Below are 22472 nucleotides of genomic sequence, written 5' to 3' on the forward strand. Positions count from 1 at the left end.
CTTCCAGCAGCCTGTTCGGTGCAGCCATGACTCCTCCATGAGGACCCGGAGCGGCCAGGATGTCCGTCGCCGTCGTACAGTCGGACCTCGCCCGGGGGCCGGGCGCGTCACACACCTTCGTCATCGTGGGCGCCACGGCGGGCGTGGTTCCCCCGCCCCGGCAGCAACTCCTGGATCTTGGCCTTGAGGCCTTGGCGGATCATGCCCGTACGGTCGCTGTCGCCCTTGAGGACCGAGGCGGCCGTGGCTTCGATCTGGTCGAGATCGGCGTGCGGTGGGATCGGCGGGACGGCCGGGTCGGTGCGGAAGTCGATGACGAAGGGACGGTCCGCAGCCAGGGCTTCCTTCCACGCGGAGTCGACCTCGGCCGGCTCCTCCACCCGCAGGCCGCCCAGCCCGATGGAGCGCGCGAAGCCGGCGTAGGGGACGTCCGGCAGCGCCTGGGAGGGAAGGAACTGAGGGGCGCCGGACAGTGCGCGCATCTCCCAGGTGACCTGGTTGAGGTCCTGGTTGTTGAGCACCGCCACGACCAGCCGCGGGTCCGTCCACTCCTGGTAGTACTTCGCGGCGGTGATCAGCTCGGCCAGTCCGTTCATCTGCATGGCTCCGTCGCCGACGATGGCCACCGCCGGGCGTTCGGGGTGGGCGAACTTGGCTCCGATGACGTACGGCACCCCGGGCCCCATGGTGGCCAGGGTCCCCGACAGCGAGCCGCGCATGGTCCCCCTCAGCCGCAGGTGCCGCGCGTACCAGTTCGCCGCCGAGCCGGAGTCGGCGGCGAGCATCACGTCGTCGGGCAGCAGTGCGTCAAGGGCGTGCACGACGTACTCGGGGTTGATGGGGTCGGCTTCCACCCCTGCGCGCCGTTCCATGACCTGCCACCAGCGCGCGGTGTCCTTCTCGATCTTCTTGCGCCAGGATCCGTGCTTCTTGGGCTTCAGCTGCGGCAGCAGCGCCTTCAGCGTCTGTTCGGCGTCCCCGACGAGGTTGACCTCGAAGGGGTAGCGCAGGCCGACCATGAAGGGGTCGATGTCGATCTGTACGGCGCGGGCCTGGTCGAACTCCGGGAGGAACTGGGTGTACGGGAAGCTGGAGCCCACCACGAGGAGGGTGTCGCAGTCCCGCATCATCTCGTAGGAGGGGCGGGTGCCCAGGAGCCCGATCGAGCCGGTGACGTACGGGAGGTCGTCGGGCAGGGCGTCCTTGCCGAGCAGCGCCTTGGCCACTCCGGCGCTCAGCGTGTCCGCCACTGCCTCGACCTCGGGCCGGGCGTGGCGGGCGCCCTGGCCGATCAGGACGGCGACCTTCTTGCCCTCGTTGAGGACGGCGGCGGCCCGTGCCAGGTCGTCGTCGGCGGGGATGGGCGCGTAGGCCGGACTGCCAAGGCTGGAGGGAACCATCTTGAAGGCGTGTGTGGGCGGCGCGTACTCCAGTTCCTGGACGTCGGCGGGCACGATGAGCGCGGTCACGGTGCGTTTGGCGTACGCGGTGCGCATCGCCCGGTCGATGAGGTTCGGCAGCTGTTCGGGGACCGTGATCATTTCGCAGAAGTCCGAGGCCACGTCCTGGTAGAGGCTGAGCAGGTCGACCTCCTGCTGGTAGGAGCCGCCGATGGCGCTGCGGTTGGTCTGGCCCACGATCGCGACGACCGGCACGTGGTCGAGCTTGGCGTCGTACAGGCCGTTGAGCAGATGGATGGCACCCGGGCCGGAGGTCGCCGCGCAGACGCCGACGCGGCCCGAGAACTTGGCGTAGCCGACGGCTTCGAAGGCGGACATCTCCTCGTGGCGCGACTGGACGAACCGAGGCTCGTCGTCCGCTCGGCCCCACGCGGCCAGCAGGCCGTTGATCGCGTCGCCGGGATAGGCGAAGACGTGCTCCACACCCCACTCGCGCAAACGCTGGAGGATGAAGTCGGAGACCTTGATCGACATGCGGCTCCTTCTCGTGGGTGGACGGGTGCGTGAGCGGCCGGGCGGTTCGCCCGCGGCCGAACCGCCGGCGTCCGCCCGGGGAGCGGTGGTCGTGGGGCGCCATTACAGGGGGCGTGCGTCAGTCCGCTCGTCGACAGCTCCGTCTCAGTTCGTCCAGCACGATGCCGGGCTCAACGACGCACGTGCGGCGTTGTGTGTCGTCGCAGCGCCACAGCCGACCCGCCTGACGTGGGTGACCGCAGCACATACACCGCGCCTAACCGCTGGGCAGGAGCAGAAACGTCACTGGCCGGTCAGTGTCCGGGGGGAGAGGTTCTTGATCAGGCCCTTGGTCCAGCGCAGCCGGCGCAGCGCCGGGGGTGAATAAGGAGCCGGCTCCAGCGAGCGCTCGTCCCGGGCCGCCCGTGCGGCCTGAGCGAGCGCTTCCCGGCACAGCGAGTTCCCGGCCGCGTCGCCCAGCTGCAGGACGCGCAGGTCGGGCAGCAGGAACGCCCCGCAGCGAGCCGCACCGGACGGCAGCGACGGCACGCAGGTGTGCGTGCCGTCGCTGCCGTGGGGCGCTGGACACCGTCCGCGGTACGGGGACGGGCCGGTCTTGTGGCCGCGGTCGCCGAGGACGTCGACGGTGGCGTCCTGGACAGGGCCGTCCCCGCCTGCCTCACCTGGGCCGAGGCGTACGCCACGCCGCTGGCGACAGCCGTCGAGATCATCGAGGCCCCCCCTACGCCCTCGGCCGACCCGGGCGATGCTCCGACGCTGCTTCTCGTCCGATGCGTCGATCGTTACGGCCAGCCCTGCTTCACTTTGGCGGGTGCCGTGTTCCAGCTCTTGGGTATGAAGGTGATGACGTAGGTTCCGCGGTCGAAGTCCGTGTATCCGGAGGACCAGCTGCGGAACTTGCTCTCGTACACCTGCATGGGCCCCATTCCGCCTTCCGGCGAGTGGTAGTGGTTGGCGTGGGTCCATATGATGTTGTCAGGGTTCGTTTCTTTCTGGTCCCCGAACCAGCCGTAGTCGAAGTTGACATAGCTTTCGCCGGGCTTGGCGGGGCTGCGTGAGGTGTTCCTGTCCGCCGACATGTCGACGAGGCCTGTGTTCCGGTCGGGGCGGAATGCTTCGGGGTCGCCGTACTTCCTCTTCTCGGAGGAGCTCCGGGGGTCCTGTCCGCTCCAGAAGTGCTTCGAGTAGATGACCGCCTTCATCTTGGACGGGTCGTGGTTGCCCCCGTTCCTGTCCCTGAAGGACGGCGTGTTCCGCAGAGCCGAGTAGAAGTTCGAACGGCTGTCTTCGCCGGCCAGAGCGTCGTTGTTCTTGGTGAGCTCTGCCTTGAGGCCGGTCAGATAGGCACTCTCGTCGTGGGCGTTTTCCAGGGCCTTGTTCATGACGGATGCCACTTCGCGAGCCCGGTTGAAGCCCTTGGCCTCGTCGAAGCTCTGCTTGGCGATGCGCCCCTCGAACTCGGCCCGCGTCTCGCCCGGCCGGGGGCTGGTGGTCGCCAGAGCATCCCTGTGATTTTCCTCGTCGAAGGAGGCGAAGGCCAGTTTGTTCGTCGGGTAGGGGCCCGAGTTGACCCAGGTGACGCCGACACAGCCGTAGGACAGCTGCTCTCGCTGCTGTTCGGTCATCTGCCGTATGTGTCCGTCGCGGTGGCTGTAGGACTGCTGCCACTTGCGTATGTAGTTGCTGATGCCGGTAGTGGCCCTGTCTCCGCGGGCCCGGTAGGCGTCGGGCATGCGGTCCAGGGGCTCGGCCGGCGGAGTCACCCTGCCGTCTGCCGCGGCGGGGGCCCGGAGGGACTCGGTGGCCCTCGGCAGGGCATCACCCACGGGCTTGTCCGGCCGGCCCAGCTCCAAGGCCTTCTCGTTCAGTGTGTTGATGAGCCCGATGTCATCCGCTGTCAGGCCGTTGCTTTCGGCGTAGGAACTCTTTCCGTCGCCGGTGCCGCCGGCTGCCGCGCTGACGGACGGCGCGAGACCAGAGGTGCACAGCACTATGCCCGCTGTGGTCAGGGCCATAATTCCTGAACGTTTGTACATGAAAAACCAACATTCCTTTGCGGTGAAAATTGACATGACGGCACGCGGAACGCCGGTGCGGCGACCGGAGGGAGGCCGGTAAATCCAAGCGCCCCGGGGCGGACTCGGCCCCGTTCGGCCCGTGTCGGCAGCATCAGGCCACGTTGTTCTGCGCCGAGCGCCGGCCGGGTGGACGGATCTCCGTTCTCCGTCTCGCGCAGGAGATTTGCGGCTCATTTCTCGACTCCCGAATGGACCGTCAGGTTGCGCGAGAAGTGATCATGTCCTGACGCGGATTCCCCGACAACACTGCGGCCCCAAAATCGGCCAGCTGCCCGGTGGGGCGGTATTCGGTCATGCGGACCGGGCCTGCCCTGCGTCCCTTACGTTCAACGGCAGCTTCTCCCGCCCCCGGCCCCGCGATCCGCGGCGCGCCCGGCACCGGACGCCTCGAGAGTCCCGTGGAATGGCCTGTGGCCGCGCTCAGCCGGGCCGAGGAATGTCATGCGCCGGCAGTAATACGGGCCTCGGGAACTCCGGCCGACGCCTGCGGAGTTCCCGTTCGGCGTGCCCGGTGCCCGCCGGGAGGACCGCAGAATCCTCGCCACCTCCCCTGCGGTCCTCGGTCGTCTCGCCATCCGGAACCGCTCCGTCATGAGTCGTCGTCTTCCGCAAAACGGCTGACAAAGCCCTCTCCCCTGCAGGCACGGGGGAAGGAGCCGCAGCTGAGGCGGGCGACGCACGGGTCGAGGCGGCAGAGCGCGGGGCCGGCGTGGGAGGGCCCCCGGCCGGCTGCCGGTCGTGGCAGCCCGGACCGGCACCACCGCTGCCGTCACCCTGGCGCTGAGATCGCCGCGCCGCGCCCGCCTGCCGACCGCCTGAGCTGCCACCCGCCCCCGGCGGGCCGGAACCCGGGGCATGGCGTCGGTACGCCAGGGGAGGTTCCGACTCAGGTGGCGGCCGGCCCGCTGCCGGCGCAGTGGAGGGCGCCTGCGGTCATGCAGGCGCTGCGGGACAACCCGTAGCCGATTCGACCGGTCTGTTGACCCTCACGTTCATGATTCCCGCAGAGCGGGATCAGCCACGGTGCGTCATGCGGGATGCACTGCTTCACGCGGGAAGATACCGACGGCCGCCGTGCCGCCGCCGACCTCGGAAGCGGACCGGGTGCATGAAAGCGGGCCGGCCCCCATCGGAAGGAATGATGCGCACCGTGAGATACACCGTCTCCAGCGAGATCGCCCTGCCGCGAGAAAAGGTGGTCCAGCTGCTCGCCGACCCGGCCCACCTGCCGGAATGGCTGCGGGGCCTGGTACTGCATGAGCCGCTGAGTGGGCAGCACGGGCAGGTCGGCACCACGTCGCGGGTCGTGATGCAGATGGGTCAGCGGAAGATCGAGTGCACCGAGACCATCACACGCCGGGAACCGGCAGACCTGCGCAAGATCCCGAAAACGAGCCTCGTTCACTTCGACCGCGAAATCGTCGGAGAGGGCATGTGGAGCGCCGTGCGCGACCGCCTGACCGAAACCGGCCCGGAAACGACGCTCTGGGAGAGCGAGAACGAATACCGGTTCAGCGGCTTCCTGATGAAGCTGGTGGGTTTTCTGATGCCCGGCGCCTTCCGCAAGCAGTCGCAACAGCACATGCAGGACTTCAAGGCGTTCGCCGAGCAGGGAAAGGACGTCCGTGAGGCTACGGACTGATCTTCCGTAACCGGTCCGCTGTCTGACGGCGTTTGGCGTGTTCGTGCGGTCGGGAAGACAGCGCGTCGACCACGCCGGTGCTGTGTCCGACGAGCACCGTGGACGCCCGAACCCGACACCGGCCCGCCCTCCGGCGTCCTGACCGTCTGCGCCACCGCCCTCCGGCCGAGTCGTGGACGCCGTCGGAAGGGTGCTCCGTCACGGCGGCCCCGCCCGCCGCTGCCTGATACTCCGACAGTCGTTTAACACCGTAGGGCGCCCTCGCATACCGTCCCCGGCCCGCCGCCAACGGGCCGGGGACGGTATGCGCCACGGCGGGACCGCAGCGCACTCCTCGTGTGCCGGCAGTCGCCCAGGGCCCCGGCGAGTATTCCGACGAATCAGGAGCCGTAGTGACCGTTCAACACATCGACGTGATTCGCCCTGCCGAGCTGAGCCCGACCGACCTGGAGCTCTGGGGCGAACTGCGTGCCAGTACGGCGCCGGAGGCCAATCCCTTCATGAGCCCGGAGTTCTGCCAGGCGATCGGCCGTGTCCGGCAGGGTGCCAGGGTCGCGGTGGTGCGCCAGGACGGCGAGCCGGCCGGCTTCTTTCCCTTCGAGCGGGGCCGTTGGGGCCGCGGCCGTGCCATCGGCCTGGGTGTGTCCGACAGCCAGGGGGCCGTGCTGCGCCCCGGGGTGGTCGTGGACCCGTACGAGCTGCTGCGTGCCAGTTCCCTGTCCGTCTGGGAATTCAACCACCTCGAGAGCGGCCAGGACCTGTTCCTTCCGTTCGCCACGGGGCGGTTCGCCTCACCCGTCATCGACCTCACCGGCGGGTACGCCGGCTACGAGACCCTGCTCCGAGCCGGTTCCCGCACCTTCCTGAAGGCGACGCGGGCCCAGGAACGCCGTCTGGCCCGACAGGCCGGGCCGCTGCGATTCGTATTCGACGAGCGTAGTCCGGCGGTCCTCGGGACTCTGATGGCGTGGAAGTCCGCCCAGTACCGCCGAACCGGCCGGCGCGACCGGTTCGCCCAGGACTGGATCAACAACCTGGTGCGGATGCTCGCCACCACGCAGACGCCTTCCTGCTCCGGCCTGCTGTCGGTCCTCTACGCGGGCGAGCGGCCCGTCGCCGCACACTTCGGGCTGCGCTCGCGCACCGTGCTGTCGTGCTGGTTCCCCGCCTACGACCGGGACTTCGCCACCTTCAGTCCCGGACGCGTCCTCTACCTCCGCATGATCGAAGCGGCTGCCGCCGCCGGGATCGGCATGCTCGATCTCGGCAGGGGCGACGCCGCCTACAAGGACTCCCTCAAGACACGGGAGCTGACCGTGCACGAGGGTGCCGTGCTCCGGGCCGGGGCCGGGGCGGCCCTGCACTGGCTCAGCCACGAGCCGCCGCGCGCCTTCCGGGGGTTCGTACGTGAGCGACCGCAGCTCAAGGCCGCGGCGCTGCGCACCCTGGCCACGGTCGGCAGGATGCGCGACCGGACACCCCGCCCGTGAGAGCGAAACCGGCAGTACGTGTGGTCGACGAGGCCGAGGGCATGCGGCGGCGGCACCGCCCACGCGCTGAACAGCGACACGCGGGCCCCGGCGCGGGCACCGCCACCGCCCTTGACAGCAGTCCGGTCCGTGCCCGGCGGGTACCTTCCGGGCTGAAGCAGTCATACCGGGCGGCGGGAGCGGGCTGACGGCCCGCACGAGGTTGTCCGCTGCGGGCGGATGAAGTCGGTGGCTGAGTGCGTATGCGCCGTCGTCGCCACCCGCCCCAGCGCGTTTCGGGTGGCGGGCGGGGGCCGGCCGAGCACGCCGGAGGGGCGCGGACCGGGGTGGTCCGCGCCCCTCCGGTGGTGGACGGCCGCAGTGCCGACGGGATTTGAACCCGCGAGACAGTTGGGGGCAGGTCCGCCCCGTCCCCGTCAGTCGCCGTGGGCGGGACCTCGCCCACGGCGATCGCAATGGACCGCTCTGCCACGGCTCCGCGACCTACGGGGACGCGCGCACCCCCGCTGCGCCCAAGAGTAGGGACATCGTCCGCAGCGCACGAATCCTTATCGGCGGGGCGTCACACGCCGCCCTCGATGAGGGTCCAGCCCGAGGAGACCTGGGGCAGCGGGCCGACATTGGTGTAGTTGCCGTTCTCCAGCGTCGAGGTCCAGGCCGTGCCGTCGGTCTTGTAGAAGAACAGGCTGTCGGAGGTCCGGCCCACCTTGTCCCAGATGCCGGAGGTTCCGATCTTCCGGAAGGAGATGCCGGTGCCGTCGGTGGCCTCGGACACCCGGAACTCGAGCTCGCCGCCCGCTCTCGCCCACGACAGCACGGAGTCGCTCGTGGCGGTCAGCTGACCCAGGAAGTCGTCCCTCGGGATGGCGCCCTTGTCCGTGTAGACGCCGCCGGAGAGGGTGCCGTACCCCACGTTGCTCCAAGGGAACTCGACCGAACCGTGCCGGGCCGTCGCGACCAGCGTGTCGCAGGAGGAGGCCATGCTGCCCCAGCCCGAGCTGAAGTTGTCGAACACGCGCACCTGCTGGAACGCGCCGCTCTTGAGGGTGCCGGTCACCCCGCGGCCGCTGGTGTTGTAGAAGATCACCGAGTCGCCGGACGCCTCGATGAAGGTCCAGTCGGGGGCGAAGCCGTAGGTCTTGACGCGGGTGTACACGCCGCCCGTGAAGGTGCCGACCTCCCCGGCCCCGGTGTCCTTGTTGTAGAGCAGCAGCGAGTCGCGGCTCGCCGCTCCGTGCGTGTACCCGGTCGGCAGGCGCAGCATCGCCTTGGCCTGCCAGCGGCCGCCGGAGAGGGTGCCGGTGCCCGCCTGGCCGTTGTCCGACCGGTAGAAGAGCATCGAGGTGTTCGGCGTCGTCTGGTTGCAGTACGGCGAGGCGGCGGTCGCCGGCGTGACCGGTCCGGCCAGCAGGACGGCCGCCGCGGAAGTGACGGTGGCCAGTGCGGCCACCAGGGATCTCCTCATGGATGCGCCCCTTTCTCGCACTCGGACGCGCACGGCCGGTCCGTACGGGACACGCCCCGCCGCGGTGCGGTTGGAAGGAGGACGCCTCTGTGCGCGGACCGGTCGGCCCATGCTCCGCCCCCGCGGGCCCGGCTGTCGCTGCTGCTGGGCGTCCTCGTTCATCCTGCGCTGCGGGCAGCCGCGCCGCATCTCGGCGCGGCTTCCGCGTGAAGAGCCCCAGGTGGACGGGGACGGCGCACGGGAGGCGGTCCGTCGGACGTGCCGACGGGCGGCGGGGGCGCGGACCGGGGCCGGGTGCGCTCCCGCCGCCCGGGGGCGGGGCGGGGCGGAGGGTCAGTCGGTGCCGAACTCCATCGCCGCGCGGTCGAGCATCTGCTCGTCGTCGCCCTCGGCCCGGCCGCGGGAGGCGATGACCTCGGCGCCACCCTCCGGCATCGCGCCGATCAGGCCCGTGGAGGCGGCCTGGGCGGCCCCGATGAGCGTCTCGTGGGTGTTGCCGACGATGCCGAGGGCCGCGTACTGCTCCAGCTTCGCGCGCGAGTCGGCGATGTCGAGGTTGCGCATGGTGAGCTGGCCGATCCGGTCCACCGGGCCGAAGGCCGAGTCCTCGGTGCGCTCCATGGACAGCTTGTCCGGGTGGTAGCTGAACGCCGGGCCCGTGGTGTCCATGATCGAGTAGTCCTCGCCGCGCCGCAGCCGCAGGGTGACCTCGCCGGTGACCGCCGCGCCGACCCAGCGCTGGAGGGACTCGCGGATCATCAGTGCCTGCGGGTCCAGCCAGCGGCCCTCGTACATGAGGCGGCCGAGCCGCCGGCCCTCGTTGTGGTACTGGGCGAGGGTGTCCTCGTTGTGGATCGCGTTGACGAGGCGCTCGTACGCCGCGTGCAGCAGGGCCATGCCGGGGGCCTCGTAGATGCCGCGGCTCTTTGCCTCGATGATCCGGTTCTCGATCTGGTCGGACATGCCGAGGCCGTGCCGGCCGCCGATGGCGTTGGCCTCCATCACCAGGTCCACGGCGGAGGCGAACTCCTTGCCGTTGATCGTCACCGGTCGGCCCTGGTCGAAGCCGATGGTGACGTCCTCGGCGGCGATCTCCACCGACGGGTCCCAGAACCGCACGCCCATGATCGGCTCGACGGTCTCGACACCGGTGTCGAGGTGCTCCAGGGTCTTGGCCTCGTGTGTGGCGCCCCAGATGTTGGCGTCGGTGGAGTACGCCTTCTCGGTGCTGTCGCGGTAGGGGAGGCCGTGGGCGAGCAGCCACTCCGACATCTCCTTGCGGCCGCCGAGCTCGGTGACGAAGTCCGCGTCGAGCCAGGGCTTGTAGATCCGCAGGTGCGGGTTGGCCAGCAGGCCGTAGCGGTAGAACCGCTCGATGTCGTTGCCCTTGAAGGTGGAGCCGTCGCCCCAGATCTGGACGTCGTCCTCGAGCATCGCCCGGACCAGCAGGGTGCCGGTGACGGCGCGGCCGAGCGGTGTGGTGTTGAAGTACGCCCGGCCGCCGGAGCGGATGTGGAAGGCACCGCAGGTCAGGGCGGCCAGCCCCTCCTCGACCAGCGCGGCGCGGCAGTCGACCAGACGGGCGATCTCGGCGCCGTACGCCGTGGCACGGGCGGGTACCGACGCGATGTCGGGCTCGTCGTACTGACCGATGTCGGCGGTGTAGGTGCACGGGACGGCGCCCTTGTCGCGCATCCACGCGACCGCGACGGAGGTGTCGAGTCCGCCGGAGAAGGCGATACCGACGCGCTCGCCGGCGGGAAGGGAGGTGAGGACCTTAGACATAGGAAGAGTATGCAGCCTCACGCATGTTCATGCAATCCGGTGGGCGTGTCGGCCTGCCCTTCCAGGCGCAGCACGACCAGAACCGTGTCGTCGGTGACACCGACGGGCGGTACGAGTTCGGCCAGGAGGGCGTCGGCGAGTACCGCAGGGTCGGCGGCGCGGTGCCGGGCGAGGGCGTCGGCGAGCCGGCCGAGGCCGGTGTCGATGTCCTCGCGGCGACGCTCGACGAGCCCGTCGGTGTAGAGCACGAGGACGGAACCCTCGGTGAATTTCGTACGCGCCTGGGGGCGCGGCCCGTGCTCGGGGCGGGCGCCGAGGGGCGGGTCCGTGGCCTCGTCGAGGAAGACGACGGTGCCATCGGGGCCGCAGAGCGCGGGCGGGAGGTGACCCGCACTGCTGTACGTGAGGGTCCGGCTGTTCCAGTCGATGAAGACCGAGACGGCGGTGGTGGACTCGGCTCCCGCGACGGAGCGGGCGTAGAGGCCGAGGACCTCCAGGGCCTGGGCCGGGCCGTCGGCCACGAGCGAGGCGGCGGAGAGCGCGCTGCGCAGCTGTCCCATGACCCCGGCGGCGCCCAGCCCGTGGCCGACGACGTCCCCGACGGCGACGGCGGTGCAGCCGGGGGCCTCGACGAGGTCGTACCAGTCCCCGCACACGTTCAGGGCCGCGGCGGCGGGGCGGTAGCGCACGGCGGCCTGGTGGTGGGCGAGCGGGCTCGGTTCGGGGAGCATCGACTCCTGGAGGTGGAGTGCCACCTCCCGTTCGCGGGCGTGGGCCTGGCGCAGCCGCTCGTTGAGTTCCTGGAGTTCCCGGGCGCGGGTGTAGAGCTCGGACTCCAGGACCTGGGTGGCGTCCTCGCCGCTGCGGGCGCCGCGGGCCCGGATCAGCTCGGTGACCTCCTCCACGCGGTGCAGTACCAGCGCCACGCTGCCGTCGGAGCTGAGGACGGGGACGTTGACCGGGCTCCAGTACCGCTCGTGCCAGACTCCCGGCTGCCGGGGGTCCTCCACGTCGTAGCGCTGCAGGGCCATGGCGTCACGCTCGCCGGTGGCCACGACCCGCTCCATCGACGCGCGCATGTTCCGCGTGCCGGTCGCGGCGGGGTCGTTGGGGTTGTCGGGGAAGGCGTCGAAGATGTGGCGGCCGAGGAGTTCCTCGCGGGTGCGGCCGGCCACGGAGAGGTAGGCCGCGTTGATGTCCACGTAGACGAGTCCAGGGGTCAACAGCGCGGCCGCGCCCGGCAGCGCGTGGAACACCGCCCGGTAGTCGATCCCGGATCCGTTCACGATCCCCCTGCCCGTGTGCTTCCGTCCCGCTCGTGGGGGTTCCTCCCACGATAGGCGCGGTCGTGGCAGGCGGCCCCGGCACGAGGGTCCGCCTTGGGCCGTTCGGTTTCCGCCCCCGCCGGTCCCGGCGCGGCGCCAGGGCCCGCGAGCGGGGCACCACCGTCCCGAAGCCCGACCGGCGGGCCACCCCAGGACACCCCCTGGCATCTGGGCCATGGCGAAGGCGGAGGCGGAGGCGGGTGACGGCGGCGGGGCGGGCGGTGGCTGGTGCGTCTCCGTGGTGAAGTACCGGCGCAAGGCCGGGCCGGCCGCGGACGACGGGCCCGGTGACGCGGGGCAGCCGCTGGCCCGGCGGGAGGGGCTGCGCGTGCTGGGCGGTACCGGGGAGGTGCGCTGCGTCGACGAAGCCGGCCGTACGCTGTGGGCCACCGCCTGTTCCGGCGTCCCGAACGCCGCCCACATCTCCGGCGGCAGGGTGCTGGTCACCACCGACTCCTTCGACTACACCCCGTGGGGGCACCTCGGTCCGGCCCTGCTGCTGGACCTGGCGGACGGCTCCGCGGTCGCCGTACTGCGCGGTGCGAGCGGCGCGGTGCTGCGCGGCGGCCGGTTCTTCCTCGGCCTGGAGGGCTACGACGTCTTCGACACCTGGGAGTACGACCGCGACGGCGTCCTGGTGGACTCCTGGCGCAGCTACGGCCACTACGTCGCCGGCAGGGGCATCCGCGTCGTCGAGACCGACCGCTGCCTGCCCACCCGCAGCCGGGTGGTACGGCTGCTACCAGGCGGAATCGTCGAGCGCGGGCCCGCGCTCACCGACCCGGTGTGCCCGAAGCCCCTGGTGCTGGCGGACGGCAGCATCCTGGTCCTCGACGCCGGGGTGCTGCGCGCCGTCGACCGCCGGCTGGCGGACACCGTCCTCGCCGAGCTGCTTCCCGTCGGTCCGGACCGGACCTGGCTGTACCGCGGCGCGTTGCGCCGCACCGGCGACCGGCTCACCGTGACCCTCGAGGAACAGCACGAGGACCGGCCCGGCCGGCACGTCCTGCACACCTGGACCCTCGCCCTCCGGCCCGGGCCGGCAGCCGTGTGATCATGTCCGTCTGCACGCCCAGCACCACCAGCACCTCATGGGGGGACCATGCGCACCCGCACCATCACCACCGCCACGACCGGCCTCGTCACCGCGCTCGCGGCGGTGTTCGCCCTGTCGGGCTGCAGCACCGCCCCGGACAAGAACCGGTCCGGGACGGCGGGGCCCACGGCGTCCGCGCCGGCCCCGCAGGGCGGCGGCTCCGGCTCCGGGTTCGAGGGCCCGCGCCCGCAGGACCAGAACCTGCTGGCCTGGACCGGCGACCCCAATGACGCGGGCCACGTCACGGCCCAGTCCTCGGCGGGGGTCGGCGGCCGCATCACGCTGGTGCGGATCGTCCTGCGCGAGCAGATCACCTGGTCGAACATCTGGCTGGGGCTGGCCGGGCTGGACCCGAACGCCCAGCTGGCCAACTGCTACCTCGGTGTGTACGACGCCAAGGGCACGCTGGTCGGGTCCACCGCCGACATCTCACCCCAGCTGATGACCGACGCCATCGCCAAGCCGCTGCCGCTCGCAAAGCCCTTCACCGCCGCCCCCGGCACGTACTTCATCGCCCTGCTGCTCAACGGCAACTGGGCCACCAACGCCCTCACCCTGAAGTCCACGGGCGCCGGCATCTCCGTCAACGCCGGGCTGACGCCGCCGAACCTGCGGTACAGCAGCATCCTGACCGGCCAGACCTCGCTGCCCGCCACCGTGAACCTCGGCGAGCAGTCCCAGGCCACCATCAACACCGGCTGGGCCAGCCAGTGGTACGCCATCTCGTGACCGGGGTGCCCCGCCGGCCCACCTGAGAAGGCCCCCTGCCGGCCGTCATTCGCCCGGGCGCCATATGCCGGTGGGTGACTTACCGTGCGGGCATGAGTGAGCGCGCGATGCAGGAACCGACCCTTCTCCTCCTGACCGCGCTCGCGGACGAGCCGCGCCACGGGTACGCGACCGGCCGCGAGGCCGCCCGCCGGCTGGGCGTCTCCGGGGATGCGACCGAAGGGGCGGGGCGGCTCACCCGGCTGCGGGAGGGCTGCGACGTCGTGGCGCAAGCACTGCGGCTGCGCCTGCGCGTCGCCCTGTGGCGCCGCGGGTACTCCGGGCGGACGGGTCACGCCTGACCCGCCGTCCACTGTCGGCCGACCCCTGCCCGGCCCTGCTGCCCGGCCCTGCTGCCCGGCCGCCCTCAGGCGTCGGCGCCGACGGCGCTGACGCGGATCTTGGACTGTCCGTGGCCGAGCTTCTCCCAGTCCTCCATGAAACGCGCGGCCAGTCCGTGCCGGGCGGCGAGGTCGAGGAGGGTCTGCGTCCGGTAGTAGAAGTCCTCGCGCAGGACCTGGTGTTCGGTGCCGGTGGTGCGGTCGAAGGTGAAGTCGAAGTGACCGCCGGGGGCCAGGACGCGGCCCACGTGGGCGAAGCATTCTTCGATCACCTCGATCGGCGAGTGGGAGAACACGCTGTGGGCGTGGACCACGTCGAAGTAGGCCTCCGGCAGGAAGTCCAGCGTCAGGTTCCTGGTGAGGGTCAGGTGCGGGACCTTGGCCTGGAGTCCCCGCTCGGTGAGCGTCTGCTTGGCGGCGATGAGGATGTCGGGCGAGATGTCGATGCCGTAGTAGTGGCCCGCGTCGAGGTACTCGATGAAGCGCCATCCGGCGCGCAGGTTGCCGCAGCCGATGTCCAGCATGCGGGCGCCGGGGCGCAGTCCGTGGCCGAGCAGGTACTCGAACTGCATCTCGCCGAGGGCGAGCCAGCGTTCGTGGGTCTGGCTGCCGACGGCCGCCTCGGGGTTGCGGCGCGTGTCCGAGGCCATCACCGCCCGGTAGTAGCTCACGTGGTCGGGGTGCTTGAAGGCCAGCCACCGGTCGCGCGCGGCGCGCTTGAGGTACGGGGCGATGCGGTGCGGGCGGCCGGCCGCGTAGCGGAGCTTGTGGACGAGGGATTCCCGGTTGACGGTGAGGTTCTTCCTGGTGGCCATGAGCACTCCGTCTCGGACGCAAGGCGAATTCCCGGCACGGCGGGCGCGACCCGGATGCGGGTTGGTGCGAATGACCGGGGCGGGGGACGTGGTGGATCGCTGTTTTGCGGTGATCTGTCCAAGATTGCCACTCCCCCGGCCGTCCATGTGGCGACGCGCGCACGCTTCGGCGCGCCGGTGGCGTTCGCGGCGTCAGTTCGCCGGGGCCGGGCGCTCTTCCAGGAGGAGGCGGGTGCGGAAGAGGTCGAGGACCGTGTCGAGCGCCTCGCGGGTGGGCCTGCCGGGTTCGTCGATCAGATGCTCCGTCAGGACGGAGTGCGGCGGCAGGGCGCTGTCGGGATTCGCGTCGCCGTCGTCGAGCTCGACGGCGACGAAGGCGTCGCCGAGTTCGCGGCGCAGGTACGCGAAGCGGTCGGCAGGGACCAGCCGGTCGCCCCGGAAGCGCAGCCCGAGGACCTGGAGCCCCTCGCGCTCGCAGCGCCCGCGGACCACCGCAAGGTCCTCCGGACCGATGTCGATGGCGGCGGCGCGACCGGGCGTGCAGGCCAGCGGCAGCGAGGGCTGGGAGAGGACGGGCGCGACCAGGCGTTCGTCCGTGGCCATGGCCAGCGCGAAGCCGCCGGTCAGGCACATGCCGACGGCCCCCACACCGGGGCCGCCGCAGCGCTCGTGCTCGGCGGCGGCCAGGGCCCGCAGCCACCCCACGACGCGGGAGCTGCGGCCCGTGGCCAGCAGGGTGAACTCCCGGCTGACGCAGACCCGCCACATGGTCGACGCCAGGTAGCGGCCGCTGCTCGCCCAGCCGACGGCGCGGGGGTCCGGGTCGCGGCCGGGCTCGCCGAAGAGCACCGGGAGCACGGCGGTGCAGCCGGCCGCGGCCACCCGTCCGGCGAACTCCAGGACCTTGGGGGTGATGCCCGGGATCTCCGCCATGATGATCACGGCGGGGCCCGTGCCCGCCCGCAGCACGCGGCGGGTCGCGCCGTCGTGGGTGAACGAACCCTCGGTGAAGCCGGTCAGGTCGTGGTTCGGCACGTACCCGTTCCTTCCGTCGGCGCTTCTGGACCGCGCTCAAGTTACCGGCAGGTACGGCGTGCTGGTCAACCCTGCGGGGGACGGCCGTCAGCCCACCTGGATGCCGATCACGCAGGTGTCGTCGTCGGTGTCCGACCGGCTTCCGGCGAGGAGGCGGTCCAGCCGGGCGTCCAGGTCCCCGGCTCCGGCGGCGGCCGCGTTCACCAGGTGCCCGAGCGAGTCCTGGACCGAAGAGTCCCGCCGTTCCACCAGTCCGTCCGTGAACATCAGCAGCGTGTCGTCGGGTTCGAGCCGCACCTCGCGCTCGCCGTACACGACATCGGGCAGGGCGCCCAGGAGCAGGCCCTCGATGAGCGGGAAGGCCTCGGCCCCGCCGCCGCGGACCAGCACGGGCGGCAGGTGGCCCGCGCGCGCCCAGCGCAGCACCCTCGTGCACGGGTCGTAGATGCCGCACACAGCGGTGGCGGTCACGTGTTTGGCGAGGTTGTGGGTGACCGTGTTGAGCCAGGACAGCAGCTGGCCCGGGCCCGCGCCGGTGACGGCCAGGCCGCGCAGGGCGTTGCGCAGCACGACCATGCCGGTGGCGGCCTCGATGCCGTGGCCGGCGACGTCGCCCACGGACAGCATGATGAGACCGGAGGGCAGGACCACGGTGTCGTACCAGTCGCCGCCGACGAGCGACTCGGTCTCGGCCGGCCGGTAGCGGACGGCGACCCGCATCCCCGGGGCCTCGACGGCCTGGGGTGTCACCGGCATGATCGCGTGCTGGAGCTGGAGGGCCAGCCGGTTGCGTTCGGCGGACTCGGCCTCGGTGTGGGCGAGCTGGTCCCTGGTCGCGGCCAGCGCCACCTCGGTCCAGTGCTGGGCCGAGATGTCCTGGTAGGCGCCGCGTACGGCGTGCAGCCGCTGGTCCGCGTCGAGGACGGGCTCGGCGACCACCCGGATGTGGCGGGTGATCCCGTCGGGCCGCTGGAGGCGGAAGCTGACGGAGGACGGACGGCGGTGGCGCAGCAGCGCCCGCAGGAAGCGGCCGAGGGCGGCGGAGTCGTCCGGATGGGCGTGGCCGGGCAGTTCCCGCAGCCGTACGGGGGGTGCGGTGGCCGGGAGTCCGTGGAGTGCGTAGAGCTGTGCGTTCCAGGTGGTCTCCCCCGTGGCCAGGTTCTCCTCGAACCCGCCGATGCGGCCCAGGCGCTGGGCGTGCTGGAGGAGATTGGCCAGCCGGGCCGTCTCGTCCTCGATCCGCCAGATCAGGAGGACGGCGGCGCCGTGGCGGCTGACGCTGATGTCGGCGACCGAGGTGAGCGGGATCTGGTCGACCAGCGCGGTCAGGCTCATGCGCTCGGCCCGGAACGGCTCGCCGGTCGCGTGGACGCGCTCGATGATGTCGAACAGCCCGTTCTCGGCGGCGGCCATCGGGTAGGCCTCCAGCAGCAGCGCGCCGTTGACGTCGCCCCGCGGTCGTCCGACCGGGTCGACGAAGCGGCTGCCGGCGTACCGGATCCTGAAGTCGGTGAGGCGGCCCTCGGGGTCGAGGACCGGGGTGAGCACCACGGCGGGGTCCTGGAGTCCCTCGGCGAGGTCGATGAGCTCGGCGACGTCGGGGAGCACCGCGTCGGCGGTCGTCGGGTCGCCGGGCGGCGCTGCGTCCATGGTGCGGGCGCACAGTTCGGCGAGGGCTTCGACCTGGCGTTCGATCTGTGGTGGCTGCGGTGCCAGGGGCTGAGGCCAGCAGATCTCGAGGACGCCGTGGATCCGTCCGCCCGTGCCGGTCGGTACGGCCATCCGTCCGCCTTCGGGCCACTGGAGGTGACCGATGGAGGGCAGGCCCGCCCGCCCCAGCCGGGACAGGGTCACCAGCCGGCGTTCCCGCAGTGCGAGGCCGGCGACGGTGGAGACGCCGGGAGGTACGTGACGCCAGCGGAGAGCCTCCCCGGGAGGGAACCCGGCGTGGCCGGCAAGGGCCAGCGAGCCGTCGGGCACGGCGGTCCAGACGGCGACGGCGACCGCTCCCAGCGGCCCCAGGGCGTTGGTCAGGAGGGACTCGGCCACGGCCTGGGTGTCGGAGGCGGCGGCCAGCATGCCGCTCTCGGCGGTACGCAGCCGGACCGAGACCGTGGCCTGCCCGGCGGGTCCGGCGTCGCGACCGGTACGGGTACCCGCACCGGCGCCCTCGACGAACGCGGCGGCGATCTCGCTGACCTGGTCGCGGGAGGCCTGGTTGACGATGTCGGCGGCGAGTTCGAGGCGGGAGGTGCCGCTTTCCCCGCACAGGACGTCGAGCTGCCGGGCCGCCGCGGCCGGGGTGCAGTTGAGCTGCCCGATGAGGATTCCCTTGGCCAGTTCGACGAGTGCGCGGCCGTCGGCGGCGGCCTGCGCCTCCAGTACTTCCCGGCGGAGCCGTTCGACGGTGGCGACGAGACGGCCCAGCGGGGTCGGGGACTGCTGCGGGATGGCGCAGGCGTTCTGGCCCGCGGCCGGTGCCGACGGCGGGTGGACGGCGCCGTTGCGTGTCGTCTCCCCGCTCATCGGGTGAGCCAGTGCCGGACGCGGGCGATGAGGTCGTCGGCGTCCACGGGCTTGGTCACGTAGTCGCTGGCGCCGGCGGCGAGGCTCTTCTCCCGGTCCCCGGGCATCGCCTTGGCGGTGACCGCGATGATGGGCAGGGCCTCGTACCCGGGCATCCGGCGGATCTCGGCGGTGGCCGCGTAGCCGTCCAGTTCCGGCATCATCACGTCCATCAGGATCAGGTCGACGTCGGTGTTGCCGGTGAGGGCGTCGATGCCCTTGCGGCCGTCCTCGGCGTGCAGGACGCGCATGCCGTGCAGTTCGAGGACCCCGCTGAGGGCGAAGAGGTTGCGTGCGTCGTCGTCGACGACGAGGACGGTCCGTCCGGCGAGGTCGCCGTCGGGTACGTGGGCGTCCTGCGGCCGCCGGGCGTCCGCGTGCACGAGGGGCAGGACGTCACCGGGCTGTTCGGCGGACAGGTGGAGGGCGATGCGTTCGCGCAGCTCGTCCAGGCTGGACAGCAGCTCCACCCGGCGCGATGCGGCCCGCTCGCGCAGGGCCTCTCCCCGGCCGGTCCGGACCCGGGGGTTGTTGTGGGCGAGGACGGGGAGCGAGGAGAGGGCCGGATCGCCGTCGAGCGCGTCGAGGAATCGCAGCGCCTCGCCGTCGGGCATGTCCAGTTCCAGGACGACGCAGTGGAACGCGTCGGACGCCAGGGCGGCCGCCGCCTCCCGCGAGCTCGTGGCGCCCACGACCTGGATGCCGCCGTGCTCCCCCGCCGCGTGGGAATGGGGGGCGAAGTCGCGGTCGGCGCTCTCGGCGACGAGGGAGAGCAGGCCGTTCGGCCGTTCCTCGATCACCAGCAGCCGGCGGGGATGCCGCTGCGCGGGCAGGGCGGGGGTGTCCCGGCGGCCCGGGTCGCCCGCCTCGGACGTGCCCTCGGGGGCGGGCGCCAGGACCGTGTCGCCGTCCGGGGCGTCCTCGTAGTCAGCGCGGCTGACCGGCAGATAGAGGGTGAAGGTGCTGCCCTGGCCGGGCGTGCTCTCCGCGGTGACGGCCCCGCCGAGGAGCTGGGCGATCTCGCGGCTGATGGAGAGGCCGAGGCCGGTGCCGCCGTACTTGCGGCTGGTGGTGCCGTCGGCCTGCTGGAAGGCGCCGAACACGGACTCCAGCTGCTGCTCGGGGATGCCGATGCCGGTGTCCCGTACCCGGAAGGCCAGCATGGGGCCGCGCCGGGAGATCCCGGCGGGGATCTCGGGGGCCGTCGCCGGTTCGATCCGCAGCTCCACGCCGCCGCGTTCGGTGAACTTCACCGCGTTGGACAGCAGGTTGCGCAGGATCTGGCGCAGCCGCGAGTCGTCGGTGAGCAGGTCGTCGGGGGCGTCGGGGGCGGTGGTGACGGTGAAGTCGAGGCTCTTCTGCGTGGTCATGGGGCGGAAGGTGGCGTCGACGTACTCCAGCAGCTGGGGCAGGTGCACCCGCTCGGGGTTGATGTCCATCTTGCCCGCCTCGACCTTCGACAGGTCGAGGATGTCGTTGATCAGCTGGAGCAGGTCGGAGCCGGCCGAGTGGATGATGCCCGCGTACTCGACCTGCTTGGGGGTGAGGTTGCGGGTGGGGTTCTGCGCGAGCAGCTGGGCGAGGATGAGCAGGCTGTTGAGCGGGGTGCGCAGTTCGTGGCTCATGTTGGCCAGGAACTCCGACTTGTAGGTGGAGGCCAGCGACAACTGCTGTGCCCGGGCCTCCAGTTCCTGCCGGGCCTGCTCGATCTCCAGGTTCTTGGCCTCGATGTCGCTGTTCTGGCTGGCGAGGAGGGCGGCCTTCTCCTCCAGTTCGGCGTTGGAGCGCTGGAGTTCCTCCTGCTGGACCTGGAGTTCCTCGGATCGGGCCTGGAGTTCGCCGGTCAGCCGCTGCGACTCGCCGAGGAGTTCGTCCGTACGGGCGTTGGCGACGATGGTGTTGACGTTGCTGCCGATGGTCTCCATCAGCTGGGCGAGGAAGTCCCGGTGGACGGGGGTGAAGGCGCTGAAGGAGGCGAGTTCGATCACGCCGAGGACCTGGTCGTCGACGACGATCGGCAGGATGATCAGGCTGCCGGGCGTGGTGTGGCCGAGCCCGGAGGAGATGATGTAGTCGCCGGGGACCCGGTCGGTCGCGATGATCCGGTGGCTGCGGGCCGCCTGCCCGACGAGGGACTCCCCGAGCGCGAACCGCGTGCCCTCCTCGGTGTCCGCCGGACGGCCGTAGGAGCCGACGAGGGTGAGCACGGTGCCGCGGGGGCTGTCCTCGGCGAGGTAGAAGGCGCCGTACTGGGCGGCGACCAGCGGCGTCAGCTCGTCCATGACGAGTTCGGCCACGGCGGCGAGGTCCCGGTGGCCCTGCATCAGGCCGGAGATGCGGGCCAGGTTGGACTTGAGCCAGTCCTGCTCCTGGTTGGCGCGGGTGCTCTCGCGCAGCGAGCCGACCATGGAGTTGATGTTGTCCTTGAGTTCGGCGACCTCTCCGGAGGCGTCGACGGTGATCGAGCGGGTCAGGTCGCCCTCGGCGACCGCGCTGGCGACCTCGGCGATGGCCCGCACCTGCCGGGTGAGGTTCCCGGCCAGCTCGTTGACGTTCTCGGTCAGCCGCTTCCAGGTGCCGGAGACCCCTTCGACCTCGGCCTGGCCGCCGAGCCTGCCCTCGCTGCCGACCTCGCGGGCGACGCGAGTGACCTCGGCGGCGAAGGAGGAGAGCTGGTCGACCATGGTGTTGATGGTGGTCTTGAGCTCCAGGATCTCGCCGCGGGCGTCCACGTCGATCTTCTTCGACAGGTCGCCGTTGGCGACGGCGGTCGTGACGAGGGCGATGTTACGGACCTGGCCGGTCAGGTTGTTCGCCATGGAGTTGACGTTGTCCGTGAGGTCCTTCCAGGTGCCCGCCACATTGGGGACGCGAGCCTGGCCGCCGAGGCGGCCCTCGGTGCCGACCTCACGGGCCACCCGGGTCACCTCGTCGGCGAACGCGGACAGCGTGTCGACCATCGTGTTGATCACGCCGGCCAGCGCGGCGACCTCGCCCTTCGCCTCCACCGTGATCTTCTGCGACAGGTCGCCGCGCGCGACGGCGGTGGCCACCTGGGCGATCGATCTGACCTGTCCGGTCAGGTTGGACGCCATGACGTTGACGTTGTCGGTGAGGTCCTTCCAGGTGCCGGAGACGCCCCGGACGGTGGCCTGGCCGCCCAGATTGCCCTCGGTGCCCACCTCGCGGGCCACGCGGGTGACCTCGTCGGCGAAGGCGGAGAGCTGGTCGACCATCGTGTTGATGGTCTCCTTCAGCTCCAGGATCTCCCCGCGGGCGTCCACCCGGATCTTCTGCGTCAGGTCGCCCTGGGCCACGGCGGTGGTGACCTCGGCGATCGAACGGACCTGGGCGGTGAGGTTGTCGGCCATGACGTTGACCGATTCCGTCAGGTCCTTCCAGGTGCCGGAGACGCCCTTGACGTCCGCCTGCCCGCCGAGCCGGCCCTCGGTGCCGACCTCGCGGGCCACCCGGGTGACCTCACCGGCGAACCCGGAGAGCTGGTCGACCATCGTGTTGATGGTCTCCTTCAGCTCCAGGATCTCCCCGCGGGCGGTGACGGTGATCTTCTGCGAGAGATCGCCCTTGGCCACGGCCGTCGCGACCTGGGCGATGGAACGCACCTGCGCGGTGAGGTTTCCGGCCATGAAATTGACCGAATCCGTGAGGTCCAACCAGGCGCCTCCGACCCCCGGCACGTCGGCCTGACCGCCCAGGGTCCCCTCGGTGCCCACCTCGCGGGCGACGCGCGTCACCTCGGAGGTGAACAGCGACAGCTGGTTGACCATCCCGTTGAAGACGGTGGCGATCTCCCCGAGCAGCCCGTCCGCCGCGTCGGGCAGCCGAGTACGGAAGTCCCCGTCCCGCACGGCCGTCAGCCCCGCCAGCAACTGGCGCAGCTCCGATTCACCGATCCCGCCGTCACCCGGCAACGCCGGTACGCCGCCCAGTGGATCCGCGCCCACCCGCTCGGCCATCCGTCACCCTCACTCTCGATACCAACCGCGCCGACACGCGGACAGGACAGGCGCCTGGAACCGGGCATGCCGGAGTGCCCGGCTACGCCGGGATCCGTCCTGCCGCGGCACCGGTCCGGTGAAGGCTAACGCCGCCGGAGGTGCGATGGAGCACGG

General features: G+C 71.4%; 14 protein-coding genes and 1 pseudogene. 5 read left to right on the plus strand and 10 right to left on the minus strand.

Features of this window, described 5'->3' with window-relative positions:
- Positions 1-107 precede the first annotated feature (107 nt).
- From NRK68_RS01450 to NRK68_RS01460, 3 genes are all read right to left on the minus strand, one after another.
- The gene (locus NRK68_RS01450; protein WP_257854521.1) at positions 108-1934 is read right to left on the minus strand and encodes a thiamine pyrophosphate-requiring protein; all 1827 of its coding nucleotides are present in this window, start codon (positions 1932-1934) and stop codon (positions 108-110) included.
- A 282-nt stretch (positions 1935-2216) separates the two neighbouring features.
- Positions 2217-2462 carry a hypothetical protein gene (locus NRK68_RS01455; protein ID WP_257854522.1) on the minus strand — a complete coding sequence of 82 codons (246 nt, stop codon included), beginning with the start codon at positions 2460-2462 and terminating at the stop codon, positions 2217-2219.
- 254 nt (positions 2463-2716) lie between these two features.
- A complete protein-coding gene (locus NRK68_RS01460; RefSeq protein ID WP_308296010.1) occupies positions 2717-4006 on the minus strand; it encodes a protein-glutamine gamma-glutamyltransferase in 1290 nt (429 codons plus the stop codon).
- A 1156-nt stretch (positions 4007-5162) separates the two neighbouring features.
- Here NRK68_RS01460 and NRK68_RS01465 point away from each other — a divergent pair.
- Both NRK68_RS01465 and NRK68_RS01470 read left to right on the plus strand, forming a co-directional pair.
- Complete coding sequence (locus NRK68_RS01465) at positions 5163-5654, plus strand: SRPBCC family protein (RefSeq protein WP_257854523.1); 492 nt, start codon at positions 5163-5165, stop codon at positions 5652-5654.
- 392 nt (positions 5655-6046) lie between these two features.
- Positions 6047-7144: a GNAT family N-acetyltransferase gene (locus tag NRK68_RS01470; protein WP_257854525.1), complete on the plus strand. Its 1098-nt coding sequence runs from the start codon at positions 6047-6049 to the stop codon at positions 7142-7144.
- A 562-nt stretch (positions 7145-7706) separates the two neighbouring features.
- Here the strand turns inward: NRK68_RS01470 and NRK68_RS01475 are convergent.
- The 3 genes from NRK68_RS01475 to NRK68_RS01485 all read right to left on the minus strand — a co-directional run bounded on the left by NRK68_RS01475 (position 7707) and on the right by NRK68_RS01485 (position 11683).
- Positions 7707-8609, minus strand: a complete 903-nt coding sequence (locus tag NRK68_RS01475; protein ID WP_183066082.1) for a hypothetical protein — start codon at positions 8607-8609, stop codon at positions 7707-7709.
- Positions 8610-8942: 333 nt separating this feature from the next.
- Complete coding sequence (gene argG, locus NRK68_RS01480) at positions 8943-10394, minus strand: argininosuccinate synthase (protein ID WP_183066081.1); 1452 nt, start codon at positions 10392-10394, stop codon at positions 8943-8945.
- 17 nt (positions 10395-10411) lie between these two features.
- Positions 10412-11683 carry a PP2C family protein-serine/threonine phosphatase gene (locus tag NRK68_RS01485; protein ID WP_183066262.1) on the minus strand — a complete coding sequence of 424 codons (1272 nt, stop codon included), beginning with the start codon at positions 11681-11683 and terminating at the stop codon, positions 10412-10414.
- Positions 11684-11894: 211 nt separating this feature from the next.
- Between NRK68_RS01485 and NRK68_RS01490 the strand changes: the two genes are divergently transcribed.
- The 3 genes and pseudogenes from NRK68_RS01490 to NRK68_RS01500 all read left to right on the plus strand — a co-directional run.
- Positions 11895-12773: a hypothetical protein gene (locus NRK68_RS01490; RefSeq protein ID WP_183066080.1), complete on the plus strand. Its 879-nt coding sequence runs from the start codon at positions 11895-11897 to the stop codon at positions 12771-12773.
- Positions 12774-12821: 48 nt separating this feature from the next.
- Positions 12822-13544 carry a hypothetical protein gene (locus NRK68_RS01495; protein WP_183066079.1) on the plus strand — a complete coding sequence of 241 codons (723 nt, stop codon included), beginning with the start codon at positions 12822-12824 and terminating at the stop codon, positions 13542-13544.
- A 92-nt stretch (positions 13545-13636) separates the two neighbouring features.
- Positions 13637-13726 (plus strand): annotated as a pseudogene (locus NRK68_RS01500) (PadR family transcriptional regulator); the annotation flags it as partial.
- Positions 13727-13950: 224 nt separating this feature from the next.
- Here the strand turns inward: NRK68_RS01500 and NRK68_RS01505 are convergent.
- The 4 genes from NRK68_RS01505 to NRK68_RS01520 all read right to left on the minus strand — a co-directional run bounded on the left by NRK68_RS01505 (position 13951) and on the right by NRK68_RS01520 (position 22316).
- Positions 13951-14739 carry a methyltransferase gene (locus NRK68_RS01505; RefSeq protein WP_257854527.1) on the minus strand — a complete coding sequence of 263 codons (789 nt, stop codon included), beginning with the start codon at positions 14737-14739 and terminating at the stop codon, positions 13951-13953.
- Between the two features lie 192 nt (positions 14740-14931).
- Entirely contained in the window at positions 14932-15774 is an 843-nt protein-coding gene (locus tag NRK68_RS01510) for a dienelactone hydrolase family protein (protein WP_183066077.1), read from the minus strand.
- 87 nt (positions 15775-15861) lie between these two features.
- Entirely contained in the window at positions 15862-18300 is a 2439-nt protein-coding gene (locus NRK68_RS01515; protein ID WP_183066076.1) for a SpoIIE family protein phosphatase, read from the minus strand.
- Entirely contained in the window at positions 18297-22316 is a 4020-nt protein-coding gene (locus tag NRK68_RS01520) for a HAMP domain-containing hybrid sensor histidine kinase/response regulator (RefSeq protein WP_257854529.1), read from the minus strand. The genes NRK68_RS01515 and NRK68_RS01520 overlap by 4 nt, the downstream gene beginning before the upstream one ends.
- Positions 22317-22472: the final 156 nt, after the last annotated feature.

Source organism: Streptomyces yangpuensis (assembly GCF_024666385.1).
GTDB classification, from domain to species: domain Bacteria; phylum Actinomycetota; class Actinomycetes; order Streptomycetales; family Streptomycetaceae; genus Streptomyces; species Streptomyces yangpuensis.